General features: G+C 42.4%; 20 protein-coding genes. 7 read left to right on the top strand and 13 right to left on the bottom strand.

What is annotated here, in order from left to right:
- The first annotated feature begins 59 nt into the window (after positions 1-59).
- On the top strand, positions 60-1,355 hold the full coding sequence (locus tag ACFSX4_RS12305; RefSeq protein ID WP_377775277.1) for an MFS transporter: 1,296 nt from the start codon (positions 60-62) through the stop codon (positions 1,353-1,355).
- Between the two features lie 338 nt (positions 1,356-1,693).
- Here the strand turns inward: ACFSX4_RS12305 and ACFSX4_RS12300 are convergent, their stop codons facing one another.
- The 3 genes from ACFSX4_RS12300 to ACFSX4_RS12290 are packed head-to-tail and all read right to left on the bottom strand — an operon-like array spanning position 1,694 to position 4,450.
- Entirely contained in the window at positions 1,694-2,776 is a 1,083-nt protein-coding gene (locus tag ACFSX4_RS12300) for a 5,10-methylene-tetrahydrofolate dehydrogenase (RefSeq protein WP_377775275.1), read from the bottom strand.
- 1 nt (position 2,777) lies between these two features.
- Entirely contained in the window at positions 2,778-3,977 is a 1,200-nt protein-coding gene (locus ACFSX4_RS12295; RefSeq protein WP_377775273.1) for a 5,10-methylene-tetrahydrofolate dehydrogenase, read from the bottom strand.
- A 17-nt stretch (positions 3,978-3,994) separates the two neighbouring features.
- Complete coding sequence (locus ACFSX4_RS12290; protein WP_377775271.1) at positions 3,995-4,450, bottom strand: GNAT family N-acetyltransferase; 456 nt, start codon at positions 4,448-4,450, stop codon at positions 3,995-3,997.
- A 103-nt stretch (positions 4,451-4,553) separates the two neighbouring features.
- Between ACFSX4_RS12290 and ACFSX4_RS12285 the strand changes: the two genes are divergently transcribed.
- Positions 4,554-5,264: a hypothetical protein gene (locus ACFSX4_RS12285; protein WP_377775269.1), complete on the top strand. Its 711-nt coding sequence runs from the start codon at positions 4,554-4,556 to the stop codon at positions 5,262-5,264.
- A 68-nt stretch (positions 5,265-5,332) separates the two neighbouring features.
- Here ACFSX4_RS12285 and ACFSX4_RS12280 read toward each other — a convergent pair whose 3' ends face one another.
- Positions 5,333-5,851, bottom strand: a complete 519-nt coding sequence (locus ACFSX4_RS12280) for an NUDIX hydrolase (protein WP_377775267.1) — start codon at positions 5,849-5,851, stop codon at positions 5,333-5,335.
- A gap of 261 nt (positions 5,852-6,112) precedes the next feature.
- Here ACFSX4_RS12280 and tenA point away from each other — a divergent pair, with 261 nt between their 5' ends.
- The gene (gene tenA / locus ACFSX4_RS12275) at positions 6,113-6,787 is read left to right on the top strand and encodes a thiaminase II (RefSeq protein WP_377775265.1); all 675 of its coding nucleotides are present in this window, start codon (positions 6,113-6,115) and stop codon (positions 6,785-6,787) included.
- A 48-nt stretch (positions 6,788-6,835) separates the two neighbouring features.
- Here tenA and ACFSX4_RS12270 read toward each other — a convergent pair whose 3' ends face one another.
- Positions 6,836-7,927, bottom strand: coding sequence for a glycerol dehydrogenase (locus ACFSX4_RS12270; protein WP_377775263.1), 1,092 nt, complete (start codon positions 7,925-7,927; stop codon positions 6,836-6,838).
- A gap of 363 nt (positions 7,928-8,290) precedes the next feature.
- On the opposite strand from ACFSX4_RS12270, the gene ACFSX4_RS12265 reads away from it, so the two are divergent.
- On the top strand, positions 8,291-9,925 hold the full coding sequence (locus tag ACFSX4_RS12265; protein ID WP_377775405.1) for a BCCT family transporter: 1,635 nt from the start codon (positions 8,291-8,293) through the stop codon (positions 9,923-9,925).
- A gap of 216 nt (positions 9,926-10,141) precedes the next feature.
- Complete coding sequence (locus ACFSX4_RS12260; protein ID WP_377775261.1) at positions 10,142-10,738, top strand: class I SAM-dependent DNA methyltransferase; 597 nt, start codon at positions 10,142-10,144, stop codon at positions 10,736-10,738.
- 226 nt (positions 10,739-10,964) lie between these two features.
- Here ACFSX4_RS12260 and ACFSX4_RS12255 read toward each other — a convergent pair whose 3' ends face one another.
- From ACFSX4_RS12255 to ACFSX4_RS12235, 5 genes are all read right to left on the bottom strand, one after another.
- Positions 10,965-13,604 (bottom strand): MMPL family transporter, encoded by a 2,640-nt coding sequence (locus ACFSX4_RS12255; protein ID WP_377775259.1) that lies wholly within the window; start codon positions 13,602-13,604, stop codon positions 10,965-10,967.
- Positions 13,605-13,801: 197 nt separating this feature from the next.
- Positions 13,802-14,209, bottom strand: coding sequence for a hypothetical protein (locus tag ACFSX4_RS12250; RefSeq protein ID WP_377775257.1), 408 nt, complete (start codon positions 14,207-14,209; stop codon positions 13,802-13,804).
- Positions 14,210-14,251: 42 nt separating this feature from the next.
- Positions 14,252-14,959 (bottom strand): TMEM164-related integral membrane acyltransferase, encoded by a 708-nt coding sequence (locus ACFSX4_RS12245; protein WP_377775255.1) that lies wholly within the window; start codon positions 14,957-14,959, stop codon positions 14,252-14,254.
- A gap of 127 nt (positions 14,960-15,086) precedes the next feature.
- The gene (locus tag ACFSX4_RS12240; protein ID WP_377775253.1) at positions 15,087-15,770 is read right to left on the bottom strand and encodes a small-conductance mechanosensitive channel; all 684 of its coding nucleotides are present in this window, start codon (positions 15,768-15,770) and stop codon (positions 15,087-15,089) included.
- 32 nt (positions 15,771-15,802) lie between these two features.
- On the bottom strand, positions 15,803-16,519 hold the full coding sequence (locus tag ACFSX4_RS12235) for a DUF5058 family protein (RefSeq protein WP_377775251.1): 717 nt from the start codon (positions 16,517-16,519) through the stop codon (positions 15,803-15,805).
- Positions 16,520-16,850: 331 nt separating this feature from the next.
- Between ACFSX4_RS12235 and ACFSX4_RS12230 the strand changes: the two genes are divergently transcribed.
- Complete coding sequence (locus ACFSX4_RS12230) at positions 16,851-17,297, top strand: helix-turn-helix domain-containing protein (RefSeq protein ID WP_377775249.1); 447 nt, start codon at positions 16,851-16,853, stop codon at positions 17,295-17,297.
- An 85-nt stretch (positions 17,298-17,382) separates the two neighbouring features.
- Here the strand turns inward: ACFSX4_RS12230 and ACFSX4_RS12225 are convergent, their stop codons facing one another.
- Both ACFSX4_RS12225 and ACFSX4_RS12220 read right to left on the bottom strand, forming a co-directional pair.
- Complete coding sequence (locus tag ACFSX4_RS12225) at positions 17,383-18,414, bottom strand: M42 family metallopeptidase (protein WP_377775247.1); 1,032 nt, start codon at positions 18,412-18,414, stop codon at positions 17,383-17,385.
- 187 nt (positions 18,415-18,601) lie between these two features.
- On the bottom strand, positions 18,602-20,341 hold the full coding sequence (locus ACFSX4_RS12220; protein WP_377775245.1) for a pyruvate oxidase: 1,740 nt from the start codon (positions 20,339-20,341) through the stop codon (positions 18,602-18,604).
- A 223-nt stretch (positions 20,342-20,564) separates the two neighbouring features.
- Between ACFSX4_RS12220 and ACFSX4_RS12215 the strand changes: the two genes are divergently transcribed.
- Positions 20,565-21,332, top strand: coding sequence for a M50 family metallopeptidase (locus ACFSX4_RS12215; protein ID WP_377775243.1), 768 nt, complete (start codon positions 20,565-20,567; stop codon positions 21,330-21,332).
- A 112-nt stretch (positions 21,333-21,444) separates the two neighbouring features.
- Here the strand turns inward: ACFSX4_RS12215 and ACFSX4_RS12210 are convergent, their stop codons facing one another.
- Positions 21,445-22,350: a macrolide 2'-phosphotransferase gene (locus ACFSX4_RS12210; protein ID WP_377775403.1), complete on the bottom strand. Its 906-nt coding sequence runs from the start codon at positions 22,348-22,350 to the stop codon at positions 21,445-21,447.
- Positions 22,351-22,425 lie beyond the last annotated feature (75 nt).

The raw sequence follows: 22,425 nt of genomic DNA, 5'->3' as shown, positions 1-22,425 counted from the left end.
GACTTATTTTTATAATGAAACTAATATAAATCTATAATTATGCGTTTGGGGGTATAATCATGGATAAGAAATTACGTAATAAAGTACTCACTGCAAGCTTAATCGGGTCATCTATTGAATGGTTTGACTTCTTCCTTTATGCTGCAGTCGCAAGTATCATCTTCAATACGCAGTACTTTGTAACAGAAGATGCTTTTCTTTCAACAATACTTGCTTATTTTGGTCTGGCACTTTCGTTTTTCATTCGTCCTTTAGGCGGCGTTGTTTTTGCTCACCTTGGGGATAGAGTCGGACGCAAAAAAACACTTATCATCACGCTGACATTAATGGGGGTAGCTACAGCGGGAATCGGTTTTCTTCCAACGTATGCGCAGATCGGTATTGCAGCACCTTTACTTTTACTGCTGTTCAGAATCATTCAAGGACTTGGTATCGGCGGCGAATGGGGCGGTGCACTTTTACTGGCAACAGAATATGCACCTAAAAACCAGCGCGGCTTCTACGGCAGTGTGCCGCAGATGGGGATTACCATCGGTCTGGTGCTGGCATACGGATTTTTCTTCCTTTTAACTACTCTTCTGCCGGAAGAAACATTTTTAACATGGGGATGGCGTATTCCATTCATTTTCAGCCTGCTTCTCGTCGGCTTTGGATTATGGATACGTAAAGATTTAGATGAAACACCGGCATTCAAGAAAATGAAGGAAGAGGCGGCAAAATCCGATCAGGTGCCAAAGCTTCCAATTGTTGAAACATTTCAGAAACACACTAAGGAAGTATTCATTACTTCAGCGGCAAAATTTGTTGAAACGGGACCGTTCTATATCTTCACTACATTTATCGTAGGGTATGGTACTGCACGTCTCGATGTTTCATTTGAGTTTATGATGTTATCAGTCATGATTGCGGCATTAATTACAACATTTCTAATCCCGGTTTTCGGAAGTCTGTCAGATAAATACGGCCGCCGTAAAATGTTCCTGATTGGGTCCACTGCAATGTTAATTTATGCATTCCCGTATTTCCTGATTGTCAACACACACCAGCCGTTCCTTATGATACTGGCAACATTAATCGGTCTTTCCATCATATGGCCGCCGATTACCGCTGTTCTTGGGACAATGTTCTCTGAAGCATTCAGTAAAGAGGTTCGTTATACAGGCGTAACGCTCGGCTATCAGATTGGTGCTGCACTGGCAGGAGGTAGTGCACCAATGATTTCAGAATTTTTAATGGAACAGTTCAACGGTTCAAGCATTCCTGTATCCATCTACATTGTCGCAACTTCCATTATCTCTATTATTGCTGTATGGTCAATCAAAGGCGTTCAGGCTCAGGATTTGGATCACGAGTAATTTACTAAAAACAGCACTGGTTACCGGCATTCCCGGTATCCGGTGTTGTTTATTTTTAAAGTAATTTAAATCTGCAGGTCCTCATTAACAGTCGTTATTTTTTTAATAAAAATACAGAAACGGAACCCGCTTCTGTACTTCACTTCTTCTATTCATATTTAACAGATACAATTATTTCCCGGAATTTTTCTTTGACAGCTTCATTCGTCTGATGACGATAAAAATGATGAACGCGAGAACCAGCATGATAACAAATGACATGGGGCTTACTGCTCCTATAATCACAGCACTTCCTCCTACACTCCCATAAGGGAATCAATTTTCAAATCATACTTCTTTTATTCTTTAAACGACCGTTCATAACGAAAGCGCTGTCTGTACCCGTACGTACTTTCTCTGATTAAATCACGGTCCTGTATACCTGCACCAATGGCTCCTGCAACTGTTGACAATGACGCTGCAAACCACGCAAGTTCCAGATAAAAACCCGGGCCGATATTATCGACACCAATTGTGGATGCCACATAAGTGGATGGTAATAATATAACCCCCGCACCCAAAAACATCAAATAAAGTACTGTATAGTAAAAAAATAAAGAAATGATAAGCGTCAGCACTGTGGTGCTGTTATATAGTCTTACGATATGTTTACTTCGCCCGCTCCCCGGCGATTCCCAGAGACTGTGTGACACAATAATCCAAATAACCATACCGAAAACCGCAAGCACACTGACCGCTGCGAGCCGCCATAACGGAAAATGATAACTCAAATTCCACATGGTTGAAAAAATCAGACCGAATGAGCCTGTCGCAAAAGCAATCGCGATTACACCGCTCAGACTCCGCATCATGTTAAACGGATTATTTGTCCATGCCATACCGCCCATTAAACGCAGAGTGCCTCTGGTATTATTATTTAAATAATATAATGCCCGGCTGTCTGAACTGTCAGGGTTGTCTGTCGTATACTGCAGTCTGCTTGTCGGAAAAAAATTCTTGAATAGACGTCCATGCCTCGTTTCATCATAAATACCATCCATCATTTTAACAATTGAAATAATCGAACGTTCAACTTTCTTTTTCACCGGCGGGAAACCGTAGGAAGGAGTTGAAATGATTGCGGCCTTCCTTGTCTTATTAACATCAATCGCAATAATTTTTTCTTTCTCGTATACAGGCAGGTCAGTGACTGTAATCACATAATTCCATCCATTATCCTCAAAATATTCTAAAGTTTTTTCATAAATCTCTTCTTTTGACTCCGCAAAACCTGTAAGTGGATCTGTCACCACTTCCACCTTCCAGTCGACTGTATCCGATACTCCTTCTGAAAGCTGATTCGGCAGTTTCTCTTTAAATGTTTCAGTCACATTTCCGAGTGCACCGGGTGCTATAATCACTCCAACACATTTATCCGTCATATCATTCAGCCTCCTCAGATTCCCGGTGTGCTTGTTTTTGACCTTCATATTCTTCAGTCTCTTCCTCTGATTCATCCTGGGTTTTACTCTCACTCTCCCCGGATTCTTCATATGACTCAGTTTCATCCTCTTTTTCAATCTGCTCGTGACGGTACAGCTGTCGGTATGAATAGGTTACATTACGAATTTTATCTTCGTCTTCAACAGTAGACCCGAGTGCGCCGGCAAGTATTCCAAGTGAAGAAGCAAACCAGATTAAATTAAAGTAATCATTCCAGCTCGTATTCGGGTCGGCAGGGGTCCAGCTGCCGAACAAGTCCGGCGGTACAAACAGAAGAATCGATATAGTTAAAAGTACAAAAACGATAGCGTAATTCACAAGTGTCACACTCGTCACTGTAAGGAGTGTGGTTAAGTTATAGAGGGAACGGTACAGCGTCTGGGAATTATGGGATTTCTTTTCCCAGAGCCTGTGTGCATAAATCAGCCATCCAGTCATGCCTGAAACTGCGATAAACATCCCGAGTAAAAAGCGCCAGAGCTCATATTCAAGACTCAGCTCCCATGCACCTGAGAATATTGAAATATACGTTCCTGTTGCGAACGCCAGGGATACAATAGTTTTAAAACCAGTTAAAACAGTCCAGGGCTCATTAATATATGTCATACCTACAACCAGACGACTCCACCCTGTCACAGTGGATTTAATAATATAACGCTTTGAACTGTCATTGTCTTCTTCCGGTGTCACACTCGTAATCTTATCAATAAACTGCGACTTCACCTCGCCGTTTTCTTCAGAAGAGCCGCTGCCGTATAGAATTTCCACATGATGAATAATCAGATTCTGGAGTTTCTGCTTCAGCTTAAAACAGCCGAGCGCAGGCAGAGAAATAATCGAAATCCCCTTTTCCTGATTAAACTCTGAAATTACCACTTTCCGCTCGGATAAACTCGGCAGATCCGTTACGGCAATGACCATATCCCAGTTGTTTTTCCGCCGTATGTCGTCTGCCCGGTCGATATTTTCGTTGATATACTCTGATGAACTTGCCAGAGTATTTGTCTCACATTCTATTTCCCAGGAAATACGATCATCCACTACACGACTCAACACTTCGGGCAGGATTTCTATTAACTTTTCAACTAATTTTTCAGGTCTTCCTGGTGCCGGCACCAGCCCGAGTGTTCTTTTTGACATGGCAGTCTCCTTCTCAGTTATGATTTAAGTATTAATTTCATTCCTTCGTGACTTGCAGTGAAGCCGAGTTTTTCATAGAAGCGGTATGCATCAGGGCGCTGTTTATCAGTCGTTAACTGCACAAGTCCGCAGCCCTCGTCTTTTGCGATTCGAATCGCTTCAAGAAACAATGCCTCACCTATTTTCCTGCCTCTGTATTTTTTATCCACACGCACCCCTTCAATTTGAGCACGTTTCATGCCGAGTCTTGCGAGACCAGGAATGATTGTAAGTTGGATACACCCTAACACATTCCCACCTTCCACTGCGAGTAAAATCTCGTTCCCTTTCTGCGCCTGAATTGCGGAAAAGGCGTCATAGTATTCTGCAGACAGCGGATGTTCGTATTTTTCACGTGATGCACCAAGGTCATCGTCCGCAAGCATTCGGACAATTTCTTTTACATCACTTTCTTCTGCTTTTCTAAAATCCATCTCTGCTCACTTCCCAATATTTATTTTATTAATTATTTGTTTCATTCCAATTTTTTAGTGAATATATAGTAATAACAATCTAATATTACAAGGAGCTGATTCAATGTACCGGTTTTTATTTATATTATTCACAACCGTATTCCTTGCCGCCTGTAACACCCAGTCGCCTGAAGATATTATGAGTGAAACACGGACCGCTTCCGACGATGTATCCTCTTACACCCTGAATCTTGAATATACTTATGAAGATCCCGTCAATGAAGAAACATTCGAACGGTATTCAGGCACTGTCGATGCATCAATTGACTCAGAACAAAATACGGGCAGAGTATATTTTATCCAGCAGGATGATGAATATGACTACTACTACGACAATGATGATACATTTGAAAATATTTTGTCATATGAAGAACCTGAGTGGAAAACATCCGTATTCTCTGTGGACCAGATTAAAGAACTCTACTTTACAGAATATGAAATTGTCACCAGCATCCTCTCTTTAATGGAAGATGAAGAAATACGACTCCATGGTGAAGAGGACACGATGTATGAAGCCTTTTATGAAATCGACGGCGAACGCGCCAAAGAAGTTGTCGACGCGATTGGTGTTGAATTCCCTGAAGAAGAATCGACCACCGGCGGCACAGTCAGAGTCGGTGTTGATAAGGACTCTATGCAGACAGCCTATTTAAATGTGACCTACACCACAACATTGGATGACACTGAGATGTATCATGAATTGACTTTCAACTATTCAGACATCAACAGTGATGACATCGTTGAACAGCCTGAAGATATCGATAACATTGAATAACGACTCAACCCTCCAATCATTCACAGGAGGGTTTCTCATTTGATGAGGCACTGTGACTGTTTGAAATTTTAATTACATGTCTTGTGAGAGTGATCAACTTCGCCTCCAATGACATTCATCACCCGCTGATTATACCCCGGCACATGTGATGATGAATTTAAAAATGATTCAACAGCCGCTCTTTCAATCCATTGATATCCCATGGTTTCACCGTCCTGCAGCTGAACCGCTTCTTTTTCTACATCCACGTCTGCTTTGTAACAATGATAAATCGTCTGCTGTGCTTCTGACACTGTGATATACTTCAGTTCCATATCTTCAATATGTATTCCCGTCTCTTCACCCGCTTCACGAACGGCACCTTCTCTCGATGTTTCGCCTTTTAATACGCTTCCGCCGGCAGAAATTTCATATAAGCCGGGATATGTTTTTCTTGTGTCCCTCTGCATCGCAAGGTAATGCGTTCCTTTATTCAATATGACCACTTCTGATACTAAGTGATAAGATCCCGGAGGTATTGACTCACCTCTCAAAAGTTCCATACTCTGCTTCTTCCCATTACTGTCATATGCATCCCAGATTTCCATCAAGCAGTCCCCCAATCTTTTTGTAAATACCCTTTTTTATCTGTTGTAATCTCAATTTTCCATCCTTCAGTAACACAAAACTGTTCTGAGTATAGTATATTGAAGATATAACGGCTGGGGGCGCACGATGTGCTGAGAGAGAAATCAACCCTTTGAACCTGTAGGTTAGCACCTGCGCAGGAAAGTCTTCGATTTTCTGATGGATGATATCGGAGCTTCGAGTGCAGGTGGCGTTATCACAGCCTGTAAAGGAGTGTTTAAATGAAATTCACAGACAGATTATGGCCGAAAGTAGAACATTTGTGGGACAGCTATCTTGATCATCCCTTTGTCAAAGGAATCGGTGACGGCTCACTTGAGACAGAGAAATTTCAGCACTGGCTGAAGCAGGATTATGTTTACCTTGTGGAGTATGCACGTTTAATGGCAGTAGGTGCAGAAAAATCTCCGGATTTAGAAGCAATGGGGATGTTCACTGAACTTCTCCACGGGACTTTATTTGTAGAAATGGAACTCCATAGAAAATTTTCAAACGCATATGATATTTCCGTAGCATCACTTGAAAACACCGAAGCTTCTGCAGTAAACACTGCCTACACAAGCTACATGCTGAATCATGCCCAGCGTGGTGATGCTGCCGTGGCAACGGCATGCCTGTTATGCTGTGCGTGGAGCTATAACTATATCGGCAAAGGACTCAGCGGGGGTGACGGATACAATGTCAGCAACCCTTATAAAGAATGGATTGATATGTATGCCGGCGAAGAATTTACAGACCTCACTCAGACGGCATTGAATTTGATGAACAGACTCGCTGACGGTAAACCTGAAAGAGAACTTCAGCACCTTGAAGAAATCATCATTAAAACCGGGCTCTATGAATATATGTTCTGGGATATGTGTGAACAGAGAGAAGAATGGCCGGTTAATATATAAAGAATCAAAAATAAGCTGCAGCCGATCGGCCGCAGCTTTTTATTACGATTATTTCTGACTCAACTGATTCACTGCAAGAATGGCATCAGCGACATCTTCTGCAGTGACTTCAGACGACAGATTGCCCATCGTCTCGCCTTCTTGTGTGGCCGCTTTACCTACTTTAACCAAATCTTCGTAAGACACATTTTCTAAATGCATATCCTCCAATGTTACAGGCAGTCCGAGAGACTGATAAAATGAGATATACTTCTCAATTTCCGCTTCGGGATGCAGTTCAAGCACCAGCTGTGTCAGTGTACCGTATGCTACTTTTTCACCGTGTGTCAAATGATGGATGTCCCCGTCAAGTACTGTGAATCCGTTATGAATAGCATGTGCTGCTGCAAGTCCGCCGCTTTCAAAACCGAGCCCTGACAAGAGTGTGTTGGCTTCAACAACTGCCTCCACTTGTTTCGTAACAAGACCTTTCTCAACAGCTTTATACGCTGAATGACCGTATGAGAACAGTGTTTCTTCACACGCTTTTGCGATTGCCGCCGCTGCGATACTTGTTTTTCCGCCGGCCATCGCTTCGCCGTTACTTTTGATTGTTGCTCTCGCCTCAACCCATGTCGCCATAGCGTCCGCAATTCCTGACGCAAATAATCTCGGCGGGGCACCCGCAACAATTTTTGTATCAACTAATACGAGTTCCGGGTTTTTATTATAAAATTTATATGATTCAAATACACCGTCATCATTATAAATTACGGATAATGCACTCGTCGGTGCATCCGTTGAAGCTGTTGACGGTACTATGACAATACTTTTACCGAGTTCATCGGCAACAGCTTTTGCTGTGTCGAGTGTTTTCCCGCCGCCGACACCAATGACAAAATCCGCCGCTTCGTTTCTGCCTTCTTCTGCGATTCTCTCTATCTCATTTAAAGATGCTTCACCGTTAAATAATACATAATGAAAGTCAATGTCCTTCTCTTCAAGACTCTTCCCGACTGTTTCACCGGTAATTTCCCAAACTACATCATCTGATAAAACCAACGGTTTTCTGCCGATGGATTCCACATTTTGACCAAGCGTTTCGAGAGCTCCTTTGCCCTGCACATATTTTGCCGGTGACGTAAAAATAATGTTTGACATCCAATCACTCCAATAAGTTTTTACTGCCTGATTAACCCGGGCAGTTTATCCTGTACACTTTAATATTTCCCGGGAATCTTCACCACAAACGTGAATAATATAGAAAACTATGACCATTTTATTACAACTCACCGCTTCAGTATTTAAAATATCAACAGGAATTTCATTATTTTATTCGGCGGGTATTGAAATACCGTATTTATAGATGTTAGTGTGTCCGGTAGACCTTTTTTTATTTCAAAGAACAAGGGTCACTATCTTAAATAAATCGTATAGAATAAGGCGGTGTTAAATGCTTTTTTTCGAATGTTCATCATGAGATTGCATCAAAACTAACAGGAGGTTTTCACATTGAAAAATAAGATGAACGTTACAATTGTGTTCTGGATTGCCATCGCAATCGCAGCACTTTTTATTTTATGGGGTGTTTTCCTTCCGGAAAATGTTGAATCCGTACTTGGTGTAATAGACGGATTTATCTCCACAAATTTCGGCTGGTTTTATATGTTATCGATGACCGGCTTTGTACTCTTCGCAATTTTTATGGTCTTCAGTCCATTTGGTAAAGTTAAATTAGGGAAACCGGATGAAAAGCCGCAGTACAGCTATTTCACATGGTTTTCATTTTTATTTACAGCGGGTATGGGTGTCGGACTTGTCTTCTTCGGTGTTACCGAACCTTTAACGGACTTCCACTCCCCGCCGAAAGCAGAACCCGGAACTAATGAAGCAGCGGCTGAAGCCCTGCAGTACTCAATGTTTCACTGGGGTCTCCATCCATGGGCTGTGTATGCTGTAGTCGGACTGGCGCTTGCTTACTTCAAATTCAGACACCAGGCGCCGTTATTGATGAGTTCTGCCCTTTCTCCTATTTTAGGAGACCGTACAAAAGGCGCACTCGGTCATGCCGTAGATGTACTCGCCGTTTTCGGAACCATCTTTGGTATCGCGACATCCCTCGGGCTCGGTGCTTCTCAAATCACTGCCGGACTCAGCTTCAGCTTTGAAGGAATAGAAAATAATATTCTGACACAGGCGATAGTCGTACTGATTATTACGGTTGCTTTTGTCACTTCTGCAGCGACAGGTGTAAATAAAGGTATCCGTTATCTGAGTATAACGAATGTCATCATCGCACTCGGTCTGATGGTGTTTATACTCATTACAGGGTCGACACTGCAGATGTTCGAATCATTTATGTCAACTGCGGGGAACTATTTCCAAAACCTCCCAACCATGACTTTTGACATGAACACATTTACAGGAGACAGAGACTTTCTGAATGACTGGACACTGTTCTACTGGGCTTGGTGGATCGGCTGGTCTGCTTTTGTCGGCAGCTTTATCGCACGCGTGTCCAGAGGACGTACAATACGTGAATTTGTAATCGGTGTTGTTTCTGTACCGTTTATATTCAGTTTAATATGGTTCTCAATCCTTGGTGTTGCAGGTATCGAACTGGATCAGTCATTAAACGGTGCTTTATATGACCTTGTCGTTTCACAGGGTGATGAAGTCGCACTGTTTGCATTCCTCGAGAACTATCCATTCGCACCTGTTGTACTCGGTATCACTATACTGTTAATCGCATCATTCTTCGTCACTTCTGCAGACGGCGGTACCTTTGTACTCGCTATGATGTCAACAGGCGGCAACATTAATCCGTCTGTCAGAATCAAGATTATCTGGGGTGTAATACTCTCGGCAACTGCACTTGTCCTGCTGTTCTCCGGCGGACTTGAAGCACTCGAGATGGCAATGCTGATTGCAGCCTTCCCATTTACTTTTGTGGTCATTCTGCTGGCTGTATCCGTCATTAAATCATTGAGTAACGAATATGATATTCTGACGATGGAAAGAAAGCAGCTCGAGCATGAACCTGAATATTTAGAACAAGCTCAAAAAGAACTCGAAGAAAAACGTGAAGAATTCCAGGAAATTCTTCCGGATGAAATGCCTGAACCTGAAGAGGAAGATCATCAGGATCAGAAAGAATAAAATATTTAAAGACATTAACCCCCGGCGGCAATGAGATTCACTTCATTGCCGCCGGGGGTTACTCAATGTTCAAAGCCTTCAATCGTCTGGATTGGCGCTGATACATTCCAGCCGGAACATATCTTCCGAGTCATAATCTTTCCGCATTGCGTTAAACTATTGTACACTAATAAACCACTTATCGTTTTAATATTTATTTTCAACCCGGAGGGTCAAATGAACAATACATTTAATAATATGGCAGAGAAATATGATACCAAAGACCGTAAAGCACTGGCAGATGTGATTACCGGAGAGATTGTTAAAGTACTCAATCACACACATTATTCATCCCTGATTGATTACGGCGGCGTGACGGGACTCGTCGGCTTAGAGCTCGCTGATTATTTTGAAACAGGGGTGCTGATTGACGCATCTCCCGAAATGATTAATATTGCCCGGCAGAAAATCACCTCACAAAATATCAATCACTTTGAAGCAGAGGTATTAAATCTTTCCGATGAAGATCACTTGAATGTTCAGGCGGATGTGATTGTACTGTCCCTCGTTCTTATTCATGTACCCGATTTTAAACACCTGCTTAAACAGCTCAGCAGAAACCTTAACACTGACGGGCGTTTTATCATTGTTGATTTTGATAAAAACCCGCGCGTCACACACCCAAAAGTTCATAACGGTTTTAACGAAACAGAATTAAATGATGCACTCACCGAAGCGGGTCTGACCCCTCTCGAGCGCCGGACCTTCCACCACGGAAAAAACATTTTCGTCAAAGAAGACGCTTCTCTCTTTATCTCAACCAGTACCAAATAGAAATTACCTTAAGCTGCCGGAGTTCCGGCAGCTTTTTTATCATCTATGCTCGGTTTAATCATCGTCTCGTCCCTGTCAATATTGATTCTCATCAACGGCATATCCATCATGTACTACCGTAAAAAAATATAAGTGCAGTAAAATAAGCAGTGCCCGGAAGTCAATCTCCCGGGCACTGCTTTATATTATATGACTTTCAAAAGGACAACAGTCCTTTATTCCCAATCTATTCATCTTTAAATTTGTCTTCACGTTCTTTACCGCCCGGCATTCTGAACGGCCACCAGTTACCGCGGTTAAAAGTTACAATCAGTGCCGGTACAAGCAGCGGCAGGACGATAAATGCATAGAACAGTAACGCAAAGATGATGATACTTGTTACCTGCACGAGAATCACAATTCCTGACGGATACAGTGCTGCGAATGTGCCGGATAAGATAATCACAGCTGTAATGACTACCGTTCCCATACGGCGGATGGCAATTTCAATCGCACCCCGGATGGAATGATTAACGAGTTCCTCTCGGAAGCGGTCGATGATAAATATCGAATAATCGATACCCAGCGCTGCAAATATAATCAGGCTGAAGAACGGCACTGCCCAGTTCAATGTGTCGATTCCAAAGAGTGACAGGATCCACTGCGTCATCGTAATAGATGCAAAATAAGTTACAAATATTGATCCAATCATTGCGACAGGAAGGATTAATGATCTGAAGAGTACAGCGAGAATCACGAATAATGTTGCGATGAAAATGATAACAACATTTGTGTAGTCCTCACCTGTAATCTGGTCTAAATCCCGGTTCATGCTGGTAACACCGGAGAAATAGGCATCCGTTTCCGTACGGTCCAGACGTTCAAGTTCTTTGTGAACCGTGTCTTCAATATCATTCAGTACCTCAATCGCTTCAAGACTGTATGGATCCACAGACAATACGACATTCATATTTACGGCGGTATTTTCACCAAAAGCATATTGATCCAGTGCCTGGTCGAGCGCTTCATTCTCAAGGAACTCGGCCGGCACATTGATTCCGGTGCCGTCGACAGCCGTATTTTCATCAATGCCTGTCATGAGTGACTGCAGGTCTTCAATACCCTGATTGATTTCATCAATGCCTGCAGCCATTTCGCTCAGACCGTTGGACAACTGACCGAGCTGCTCAACCGCCGCTTCCTGCTGCGCCGACAGTTCATTATTGGCTGCTGTCATTCCCTCACTCAACTGGCCGAGACCGTCTTCCAGCTGACTCAGCTGGGCAGCGGCACCCTCAGCATCTCCTGTCGCCTGAAGGTATTGAGAGACACCTGAAACTCCTTCACTGATTTCCGAAATTCCGTTCTCAAGTTCACTTAAATCACCGCCGCCCGTATCCTGGCCTGAAAGTTCGGTGCTGACAGCAGTTAAGTTCTCTGAAATTTCCGCGAGGCCGTCAGTAATCTCATTAAGCCCCTCTTCCGACTGGGCAATCTGACTTCTGACTTTCAAATCATCAATCGGTTCGCCCGTCGGACGTGTCACAGTCTGGACTTCCGAGACACCTTCAATTTTTGTCATCGTTTCACTGATTGATTCAAGTCGTGACAATCCTTCTTCCGTAATCAGGTCTTCTCCATTTGAGAAAGTCACCTGAACAGGGAACACTACACCTTCATCGAAGCTGTCACTGATGACATTTGTTGCATGCACTGCACTGTATGAATCATCAAGTTCGCTTAAAGAATCATAGCTGACTTCATCATTTGAGAACCACGCCACCGCAATCAATACTGCAACAAGCGTGAAAATAATGCGTGTCGGATATTTAATTGAAATCAGTCCGAGCGGTGACCAGACTCTGCTTTCATCGACACCTTTTATCTTAATGCTCGGCCAGAATAAATACCTGCCGAGTAATGCCATCAAGGTCGGCAGCACGGTATAAAGCGACAACAGTAAGAACAATACGCCGATTGCGACACCGACAGCGGAACGGTAAATTTCAAATTCCGCAAAGTACAGTACTGCAAATACAAGCGCCCCGGAGATTCCGCTGATAAAGACCGTTTTCCCGCCTGTTTTAAACGTATGGATAATTGCTTCTGTTTTGTCACGGTGCTGCAGCTCTTCTTTAAAACGATTTAAGAGGAGAATACAGTAATCCGTTCCGATACCAAACAGTATGACAATTAAAAAGCTTTGTGTCTGCGGGGACACCGGAAAATCAAACCACTCAACAAACCATGCGATAAACGACTGTCCGATTAAATAGGACAGTCCGACAACAATTAAAGGAACAAACGGCGTAACCACTGAACGGAACATCACGAGAAGCACAACGAGAATAATCACAACAGTGAATATTTCAGTCGTCTGAATACCATTCATCGCATCCTCTTCCAAAGTCCTCTGAATCAGTTCATTGGATGTGATGGAGACCTCGGCATCCGTCACATTCATCTCTTCAATCTCATGTGCTGATTCCAGTATTGTTGTCTCATTCCCTATGTATTCCATTGGAATCATCATGACGCCTGTGTCATCATTGATAAAGTTCTCCTGCATATCTGCATCAAAAGAGAACGGATTGACGATATTCTGAACTTCATCAATCGTTTCAAGATCACTGATATAACTTTCGATATCTGACTGATGTTCACTCACACTGCCGTCAAACTCGAGAACAAGCGACATCATCTCCTGGTCTTCCCCGTGGCTTTCAAGGAAATTACGGGCTTCTTCACTCGCCGAATCCGCCGGCAGCTGCACATCTCCTTTTTCTGTCGCGAGCTGATTTAAATCCGGTGAAAATATGAAGGACAGCACCGCAAAAATAATCATTAATGCAGTCACCGGCCACTTAAACTTCAATATATATTTCATCCTGCACATCCTTAGTTTTATATGTGATTATGTACTTTAAAACGATATTTCAATGTAGAATCATACAAAAAATGAGTCAGTATGATAAATTACTTTAGCATGTGCACATCATTTGTTCAAAAGATATCATTAAAGTTTTTCATTTTTATACTTCTTTCCTGCACAATAAAAACCTCAGGGCTCCCTGAGGCTTCAAGTTAACTGACAGGTGCAATCGTAACCCCGTCTTCATCTTTTGACAGATTCCAGTTTTGTGACAGCAGTGCTTCAAGCTCTTTTGTCTCGTCATCAGAAATTTCAAGACCTCTGACTACAAAATCATCAAACGTGAAATCCTCATCCGCTTTTTTATCGTACTTCATACGAATTAAGTTCTTCAGTCCGTTTGATGTCAGGAATGTCACCTGATAGCCTTCTTTTAGAATACTTTCAAGATTTCCTGACGCTTCAAGTAATTCCAGAGTTGTAAAATCCATATTTTCTTTAACAGATTGGAATGTCTCTGTATTCTTATTTTTTGTTTCTTCTAAAATTGTTTCATTACTCACGCCGTGACTTCTTAACGTTTCAATAACGTAAGCATCCATTAAATTGATTGAATGCATCGTAATTCCTCCCAAATATTGATTGTCTGTTACCATTATATTTTAAAGTCCACTGTTTGTCCTGTCGTTCAACTTACGGGAAAGAACGCTGAACATCAGACCGATAATAATAAAGGCTGTACACACCCCAAACAGATTCAACATAAAGTAATTCATATCACCCATGTTATGCAGGAACGGCCGCTCGTTCGTATAGAAATAGTTGCCGCCGACCATATTGCTGAATGCCGAAACAAGCGGCATGTAAACCGCAAATAAGAGTGCAGATATCACTGCACCCTTTAGATCCGGTACAAATCCTGAGGTGTAGTGTCTGATTAACGGAAATACTATAATCAGACCGTGCAGAATGACAAAAGTAATCCCCGTAATATGTACAGGACTTGAAATATCCACCGGGTAGATAAATGATCCATAGGCAAATAAACCCCAGTAAAATATCACCTGGTCGAGCCATTTATTTCTGATAAAAAACTGAATAATGATGAACAGACAGACGAGGCGGCATATGTAAAGAGGCAGTGCTTCATCAATCGGGTAGCCTGCTGAAAAAATGTAATAGCTATTGCTCAGCACACGCTGAATGACTGCTGTAATCAATACTGCAGTCATGACGCCCTTATGGTGTCTAATATAATCCCTGAAATACACTATGACTGCGAGCAGGCCGATAATTAAGGCAAGATATATAAAGTGTTCTGTACTTCCAACATCAATCACCGGCGGTACACGGCTGAAAAACCCGTCCATCTTCTCACCTCTTGTTTACTTCATTAAACCACAGCCCGATTTCAAAAGTCATCTCTTTCTATCAATATGCTGGACCTTGAACAGTTAATTTATATTTTGACGGAACGATTGTTCAAGAACATATTAATCAGGATTGTTTCTTCTCTTTCCGCTGCTCCAAATAATATATCATTGCGACTGTCAGTATGACACAGGATAATATTTTTAACAGACTTGGGATCGGTGAGAAGAAAATCAGTATCCCAAGTACCATCGCAAGTACACCATACATTGGTGTTTTAAACGCAAACTGTCCGAGTACCGCTCCAAAAATCGCAGGCAGCACAAAGGAAAATGAAGACTGTATAGACTCAGGAATCAGCCCGATGATATACACCCCGCCGACAACCGTCGCAAGAATCACTACAGTATTTGTGAGTGATGCGGATGCAATCCCGAGAACACCGGCGATTTCAGCTTTCTCAGTCCCCGGCTCTGCTCCGACAGCTTTCTGGGCGGCAGAAGATGACGGCAGACATAAGTTTGAGATATTTCCTGATAAGAACGCAATATATGTCCCTGCAATCCCAAGCACGGGGAAATATGTAACAGGCTCAATAAACCACAGTACTCCGATAAACGCTGCATATCCAATGAATCCTGAGAGAATCGGGCCCCAGCCCGGATGTGCACCGACAATAAAAGATAAGTATAAGGGTAACGCCAGTGAGGCGATGATTACCAGTGATAATGTCAGCCTCCCCCAAAAATGCGATTTTTCATGAAAAGCCTTCATCCCGGCCTCCATATGCATCTCTGTATTTGTTTTCATATTAAATTTCCACTCCCTTTAAAATAGAACACCTATAAAAATAACGTTGTAAATACCGAGCCGCCGATCATCCCGCATACCATTGATATCCCAAGAGACCATTCCCTGAGCCAGCTGATATTCCATTTGTCAGACACAATCATCAATGTCACCATTACAGCAAGTGCAAAGACACCGGATGCCGCATAGTTCAGACCGCTGACCATCTGTTCAGCAAGCAGGTAGCCGAATGCACCAAGCATAGCTGCAAGAGATACAACCGCCATAGCTTTTGGATTCCTTCTGCGGACCACTCTCTCGGTTTTACCAAGTGTTTTGGTAAATAATAATGTAAATACGAGCCATCCCATACCGCCTAAACACATCGTCCATACCATCGTCGTAAACGCCTGTGCGTTAAAGTCCGGATCGCCCAGCTCAACTCCGAAAGCATTCGCTCCAATCTGCGCTGCCGCTGTTTCTGTTGCTGCAGATCCAACGATACCGATACGCATTAATGTGACAGGCGCTCCCATAATCGAAATTAAAGAAATAATCACAATCGCAATACCAAATGAGGGTCCGAGTGAACTGATAAATCCTGTTCTTGCCGCCCTCACGACTTCTGTTTTACTAAGTCCCGCTGCAGGTGCAGCATCTTTAGCAATTTTAAAGAAAATAATCGCCTGAAAAATAACGAAAGAAATGACTAATAAGGCGATCATCCAAACCACACCGTCGCCTGCGATACTTAAAACTTCCTCCGACATACATTTCCTCCTCTGAATCTTATATGTACAATTAAAATAAAAAATCCATATCTATAAGATTTTATCTAGTATCATATAATATTTTACCTGTCTATACAATAATAATCAGAATAAAATGAACATTCTTTAATTTTTAAAACGCTTACTTTTTTATTCGAATACATACTGTACTGATATAATAATTTCATAATAATAACTTCTGACGCTGCGTTATACCAGCGTTATTCTAAAAAACACAGCTGCGCAACTGATTCGTTACACCATGCCACTTATAGATTCTGACCACAAGAAAGATAATCATTTACATTCAATATATGAAGGAGGCAGAATGATGGAATTTCATATCAAATTAAAAACAGAGCGGAAAAAGCTGAATCTGTCACAAGAAGAACTTGCAGAAAAATTAAATATCAGCAGACAGTCTATTTCAAAGTGGGAACGTGAAAAAGGATACCCCAGTATTGAAACACTTATTAAACTCAGTGAATTGTTTAATATCACTGTCGATGAACTGCTCAAAAGAGATGATGTTTTGAAAGATCAGATTATAAAGGACGGAAAAAAATTAAAACATCCCGTTCTCTTTAATATTGGAGAATTAATCGGGTTGGCGGGGTTAATATTATTAATCCTGAATTTTGGATTAAGAGGATTAGAACTTGCGACAGGCAGCGATATTCTCCCATTTCTCCAAGGAAGTCTGCCGGGCACTGTTGCGGTTGTTTTTCTACTGTTAAGCTGGCTCACATATGAAACAGCAGGAAAAAGTTATAAATAGCTGGTTACAGAAAATACATCATTCTCTCTTTCACACTAAAGCAGGGACCGGAAATGTTCCGGTCCCTGCTTTATATTTCATACACTTAGTTCTCTATATATTTCTCGATTAACTTAAACGTGTTTTCCAAGGCATCGACATGTGTACGTTCCATGCCGTGACTGCTCGCAACACCGGGGCCGATTAAAGCGGCTTTAATGTTGGCACCGCCGCCTAGCGCAGCAGAGGCATCACTTCCGTACATCGGATAGATATCCACTGCATAGTTCAGACTGTTATTTTTCGCATGATTAATCAATGATGTGGTTAACTCATAATCATACGGACCAGATGAATCTTTTGCACAGATGGATACATCATATTCCGTACATGCAAGATCGAGTCCGATACAGCCCATATCCACTGCCAGAAGTTCAGTAATATCTTCCGGAATCCACGACGCACCATGCCCAACCTCTTCATACACTGTAAAAATGAATTTGAGACTGGTCTTCGGCGTGATACCGCCCGCTTTGATTTCCTTTAAAATACTGACCAATACTGCGACAGATGCTTTATCATCGAGGAATCTTGATTTAATAAATCCAGAGTCTGTGATGTAAACTTTCGGATCATACGCAACAAAATCCCCGTTTTCTATACCGAGCGCCTTCACATCTTCCTTACTCTCCACCCGTTCATCGATTTTCACCATTAAATCATCAACATCCCTGCTTCTTGTACCGGCATCTTTATATACATGTCCGGAAGGGGATTTTGATAAAATAGTGCCTGTGTATACTGTGTCGTCCCGCGTAATAATGTCACAGTATTCTCCGTCAAGGGTCGCCGTTACCGGCCCGCCGAGCTTTGTGAGAGAAAGTGTCCCGTCATCATTGATTGAACGTACCATTAATCCAAGCGTGTCCACATGACCGCTTAACGCACGTGTCACTGAACTATCCTCACCATCAACATGGACAATCAAGTTGCCTTTCGGTGTTGTTTCCGACTTAAATCCAATTTCCTCGATTTCTTTTTTTAGAAAAGCTGTGACTTCCTTTGTATAACCGGTCGGACTGTTGATAGATAGTAAATCTTTTAAAAATGTTAGTGTATCGTCTTTTTTAAATGTCATTTTTTAAAATAAAACAGCTTGTTGGGCTGTTTTATTTATTCCTCCCTGTAAATATTTATCAATCATATTATAATAGTACCTCAATGTCTTCGTACATTCATTAAAAGAAAACATAATATATACTTCCTTCTTTACAAGGAAAACGCTCAATCCTGTTTGAATTGAGCGTTCCCGATATATCACAGTGTTACAAAAACCGTCTCAATGATGTCTTAATAGACGGTATATCTTCCGGGTCTAACTTCTTATCTTCCTTCATTGAACGATACGCCCATTTAGCGAAGTTTTTCGCTTCATCTTTAGTGATTTTACCCGGTAATGGTGCTGCATTCGGATCAACATACACATTCACAAGGGTCGGCTTTTTCTGTTCGAATGCCTTGGTCACTATCGTACCGATATCTTCCGGATCGGTCAGCGTATAGCCTACACCACCGCACGCTTCAGCGAATGCCGCGTAATTCATATCACTGAATTCTATCGCATATTCGAGTTCACCCGCTGCCTGCTGTTCATACTTGATAAAGGACAATTCCTGATTATTCAGGACAAAAATTAGTATCGGCAGGTCGTACTGAACTGCGGTTAAAAAGTCCTGCATTACCATCTGGAATGCACCGTCTCCTGAAATCGCAACCGCCTGTTTTTCAGGATGTGCAATTTTCGCAGCAAGCGCACCGGGCAGTGCACACCCCATCGTGCCGAGCCAGCTGGATATGATAAATCGGTTGGATGTCGCTAAATTCAAATACCTTGTCGACCAGACAGTTGACGTGCCGACGTCAATTGAAAATATCGTTTCATCATTGGTATGACGGTTAATCTCAGCTATTAAACGTTCCGGACGGATGGGTGAACCTTCATTTTCCATATCTTCCTGCATCCACTTATCCCATGTTTTCTTCTGTTTTAAAACATCGTCCAGAAATTCACGCTGACTGACTTCATCGACACTGTTTTTTAACCTTTTCAATGTGTCCGCAGCACCGCCGAGAAGCGGAACATCCACATTGAAGCGGTGACTCATCACTGACTGATCCACATCAATCTGAATACATGGAATATCTTTATCCGGCAGGTAATCGACATACGGATAATTGGTTCCTGCAAGAATCAATAAATCCGCATTCTTCATCGCATTAAATGCCTGCTTCGTTCCAATTTTTCCGAGGTTTCCGATATTATACGGATGACTGTCCGGGAGTATTCCTTTTGCCGGAAGCGTAAATATCGTTGGTATCTTCACTTTTTCGATGAATTCTCTGACCTCGTCCTTTGCTCCCGCTGTACCAAGGCCGATTAACATTACAGGTTTCTCACTTTTATTCAATAAAGTTCCTGCTGCCTGCACTGACGCATCATCCACAACAGGCAGTTCCGGACGCGACGTATCAACAGTACAATCGCCATCTGTTTTTGTTCTGCCTGTCAAAAGATCGTTCGGCAGAGTCAGTACCGCAACGCCTTTTTTAGTATATGCTGTCCGAATCGCTTCATTAACAGTATCAAATACATTATCATCTTCTGTAATCTGCTTATTATACACCGCAACGTCTTCAAACAATCGCGGCAGATTAATCTCCTGGAACCCTTTCGTACCAAGCACATCACTGTCCGCCTGGCCGGCGAGAATCAGCTGCGGTACGTTGTCCATTTTGGCATCATACATCCCGTTTAATAAATGAACAGCCCCCGGACCGCCAATCGCAAGCGCCACACCAATCTTACCGGTCAGTTTAGTGTAGGACGCTGCCGTCAGGCTCGCAACCTCCTCATGCCTTACATGATAAAATTCAATCTCATCTTCCGCTGCCTTCAATCCATCTACGACCGCATCAATGGAATCACCCGGAATACCGTACACATGGTCAATATCCCAGGCTTTCAATGCTTGAATCACTTCGAAATTTGTTTTTATCTTTGGCACTTCATTTCCTCCGCTCTTACTTTCAATATTATGTCGTTCTATAAAAATCCCTTATGCTTTATATACCACGAACGGCACAGTGTGAAACAGAAGTAAAGCTGCGGCTGTTGTAGAAAACAAGCAGGACTTCATTGATTGTAATAGTCATTTAAGGCCTGATCTGCATTTTTGTTATATAATATATGCACTTATACTTCTATATGTAGTAAAAAGGAGATTTTCAATGTCAATGCTTCAATCAGCCGGGGTATTTCTGATGAGTCCCGCACTCACTGCAGTCACGCCCTGGATCATTCTTCTGACGGCTGTCATTTATATATTTCTTCACGGCAGAAGACATAATAAAATAATTGCACACCTCAGTATTATCACAGGTTTTATACCTATTCTGATTCATGAAATCGGCCATGCCGTGATGGCTACAGTAACAAGAGGATCTGTTGGTAATATTTATATGGTACTGACACCTGACAGACAGATGAGAGAAGGCCGGCAGGGATTTGCAGAAACCGGCAGCAGAAACTGGCTATCGAGCGTACTCATTACATTTGCCGGCTACAGCTTCCCGCCTCTCTTTTTTATTGCCGGTGTATTTTTGGCGGTTCAAGGATACAGTATCATATTTATCGGTATTCTGATTTTGATGTTCCTGTACTACCTTTGGCACACATCACAGAAATGGCTGCCTATACTGATTATTATCCTGTTGATTATAGGCAGCTTCAGTATCATCACTTCATCTTCAGGATTTGCAGCAGGCAGCATTAATACCTTCTACAGTATTATACTCGGCCTCCTTCTCGGAGAGATGATTCAAAGCATTATCATCACTGCGAAAATTAACTTTAAAGGCGGCATCGAGTGGGATGGTACAGCCATGAGACAGCTGACTTATATCCCAGCCACAATATGGTGGTTTGTCTGGGCAGTAATTTCGATATGGAGTATGTATCAGTCATTTCAGCTTGTCACACATGCTTTGAACCTCTAATAAGTACTGATTATACAGTCCAAATATCCGCCTTTAACAAAAGCGCCTTTTGTCATTCCACAAAAGGCGCTTCTTATTGATAAAAATAATGCTGTTATGATTTTAAAATGCGTCAGTCCTGGTCTCTTCCGAGGATTTCTTCCGCCATTTTTTCATACTCTTCAAGTCCTGAAGCCATCGCAAATTCTGCGACGGCGACAGCGTAGGCTGCGTCAAGCTCAATAATATGTGCCTTCATATTCGGCCAGTAGATTCCGCCCGCTTCCCGGTAATAATCAATGACTTTATCCAGCGCTTCTTCTCCGAATGCTTTGTACTGAAAGACAAAATCATTGGATATATCCGTAAATGCAGCTTCGGTCCAGTCGATTAAACCCGTGACATCAGCCTTTTCATCTATCATCGTATGACCGGCATGAAGATCTCCGTGCATCAATCCTGTCTTTTCAGGCCACAACGCATCGTTATTTAACCAGTTCTGCCAGCGCTCAATCAAATGCTCCGCCACATAAAACCGTTCTTTCACCTTATCAATACGCTCACGCATCGATTCCCTTGCCTCTTTTGCACTGTACACCGGCAGCCCTGCACCCCTCACCGCTTCTTCCGGTATATTATGAAGTTCGGAAAGGACGCCCGCAAGCGTTTGAAAATGTGATTCCGGAATGTTTTCAATATCCATCTCCCAGACATAATTTTGGATTTCATGATCAATGGTACCCGCCGGGACACCTTCAAGTGTTCTGTATGCGATTAAGTCATTTTCATAAACAGACCAGACCGGCACCTGAAAAGAGACATGCTGATGCACCAGTTCAAGCACCTTATTTTCAAAACCATTGCGTTCCATGACCTCGCTGCGTCTCGGTATTCTGAGTACCCAGTCCTCTCCCACATCATCCTTCGCAAAAGCAACAAGAAAATCAAGTCCCGACTCGTTAAAACGAATAGAATCCTCCTTTATATGAAGCCCGTGTGTTTCAGCCAGTGTCACCACTTCTTTTGTATTCAAAGCAATCACCTCTTCCAACAATCATTGTTTTTATTACCTTACAGATATCTAAAGTCATTTTAACACGCCGTGTGAAATACG

It is taken from the genome of Corticicoccus populi, from assembly GCF_042686195.1.
Taxonomy (GTDB): domain Bacteria; phylum Bacillota; class Bacilli; order Staphylococcales; family Salinicoccaceae; genus Corticicoccus; species Corticicoccus populi.
Note: the sequence above shows the minus strand (reverse complement) of the source record. Positions and strands in the feature narration are given on the sequence as shown.

What these genes read in the sequence shown, in the direction of transcription:
- ACFSX4_RS12305 (WP_377775277.1), top strand. Translation starts at nt 60, where the DNA reads ATGGATAAGAAATTACGTAATAAAGTACTCACTGCAAGCTTAATCGGG.
- ACFSX4_RS12300 (WP_377775275.1), bottom strand. Translation starts at nt 2,776, where the DNA reads ATGACGGATAAATGTGTTGGAGTGATTATAGCACCCGGTGCACTCGGA.
- ACFSX4_RS12295 (WP_377775273.1), bottom strand. Translation starts at nt 3,977, where the DNA reads ATGTCAAAAAGAACACTCGGGCTGGTGCCGGCACCAGGAAGACCTGAA.
- ACFSX4_RS12290 (WP_377775271.1), bottom strand. Translation starts at nt 4,450, where the DNA reads ATGGATTTTAGAAAAGCAGAAGAAAGTGATGTAAAAGAAATTGTCCGA.
- ACFSX4_RS12285 (WP_377775269.1), top strand. Translation starts at nt 4,554, where the DNA reads ATGTACCGGTTTTTATTTATATTATTCACAACCGTATTCCTTGCCGCC.
- ACFSX4_RS12280 (WP_377775267.1), bottom strand. Translation starts at nt 5,851, where the DNA reads ATGGAAATCTGGGATGCATATGACAGTAATGGGAAGAAGCAGAGTATG.
- tenA (WP_377775265.1), top strand. Translation starts at nt 6,113, where the DNA reads ATGAAATTCACAGACAGATTATGGCCGAAAGTAGAACATTTGTGGGAC.
- ACFSX4_RS12270 (WP_377775263.1), bottom strand. Translation starts at nt 7,927, where the DNA reads ATGTCAAACATTATTTTTACGTCACCGGCAAAATATGTGCAGGGCAAA.
- ACFSX4_RS12265 (WP_377775405.1), top strand. Translation starts at nt 8,291, where the DNA reads ATGAACGTTACAATTGTGTTCTGGATTGCCATCGCAATCGCAGCACTT.
- ACFSX4_RS12260 (WP_377775261.1), top strand. Translation starts at nt 10,142, where the DNA reads ATGAACAATACATTTAATAATATGGCAGAGAAATATGATACCAAAGAC.
- ACFSX4_RS12255 (WP_377775259.1), bottom strand. Translation starts at nt 13,604, where the DNA reads ATGAAATATATATTGAAGTTTAAGTGGCCGGTGACTGCATTAATGATT.
- ACFSX4_RS12250 (WP_377775257.1), bottom strand. Translation starts at nt 14,209, where the DNA reads ATGCATTCAATCAATTTAATGGATGCTTACGTTATTGAAACGTTAAGA.
- ACFSX4_RS12245 (WP_377775255.1), bottom strand. Translation starts at nt 14,959, where the DNA reads ATGGACGGGTTTTTCAGCCGTGTACCGCCGGTGATTGATGTTGGAAGT.
- ACFSX4_RS12240 (WP_377775253.1), bottom strand. Translation starts at nt 15,770, where the DNA reads ATGAAAACAAATACAGAGATGCATATGGAGGCCGGGATGAAGGCTTTT.
- ACFSX4_RS12235 (WP_377775251.1), bottom strand. Translation starts at nt 16,519, where the DNA reads ATGTCGGAGGAAGTTTTAAGTATCGCAGGCGACGGTGTGGTTTGGATG.
- ACFSX4_RS12230 (WP_377775249.1), top strand. Translation starts at nt 16,851, where the DNA reads ATGGAATTTCATATCAAATTAAAAACAGAGCGGAAAAAGCTGAATCTG.
- ACFSX4_RS12225 (WP_377775247.1), bottom strand. Translation starts at nt 18,414, where the DNA reads ATGACATTTAAAAAAGACGATACACTAACATTTTTAAAAGATTTACTA.
- ACFSX4_RS12215 (WP_377775243.1), top strand. Translation starts at nt 20,565, where the DNA reads ATGTCAATGCTTCAATCAGCCGGGGTATTTCTGATGAGTCCCGCACTC.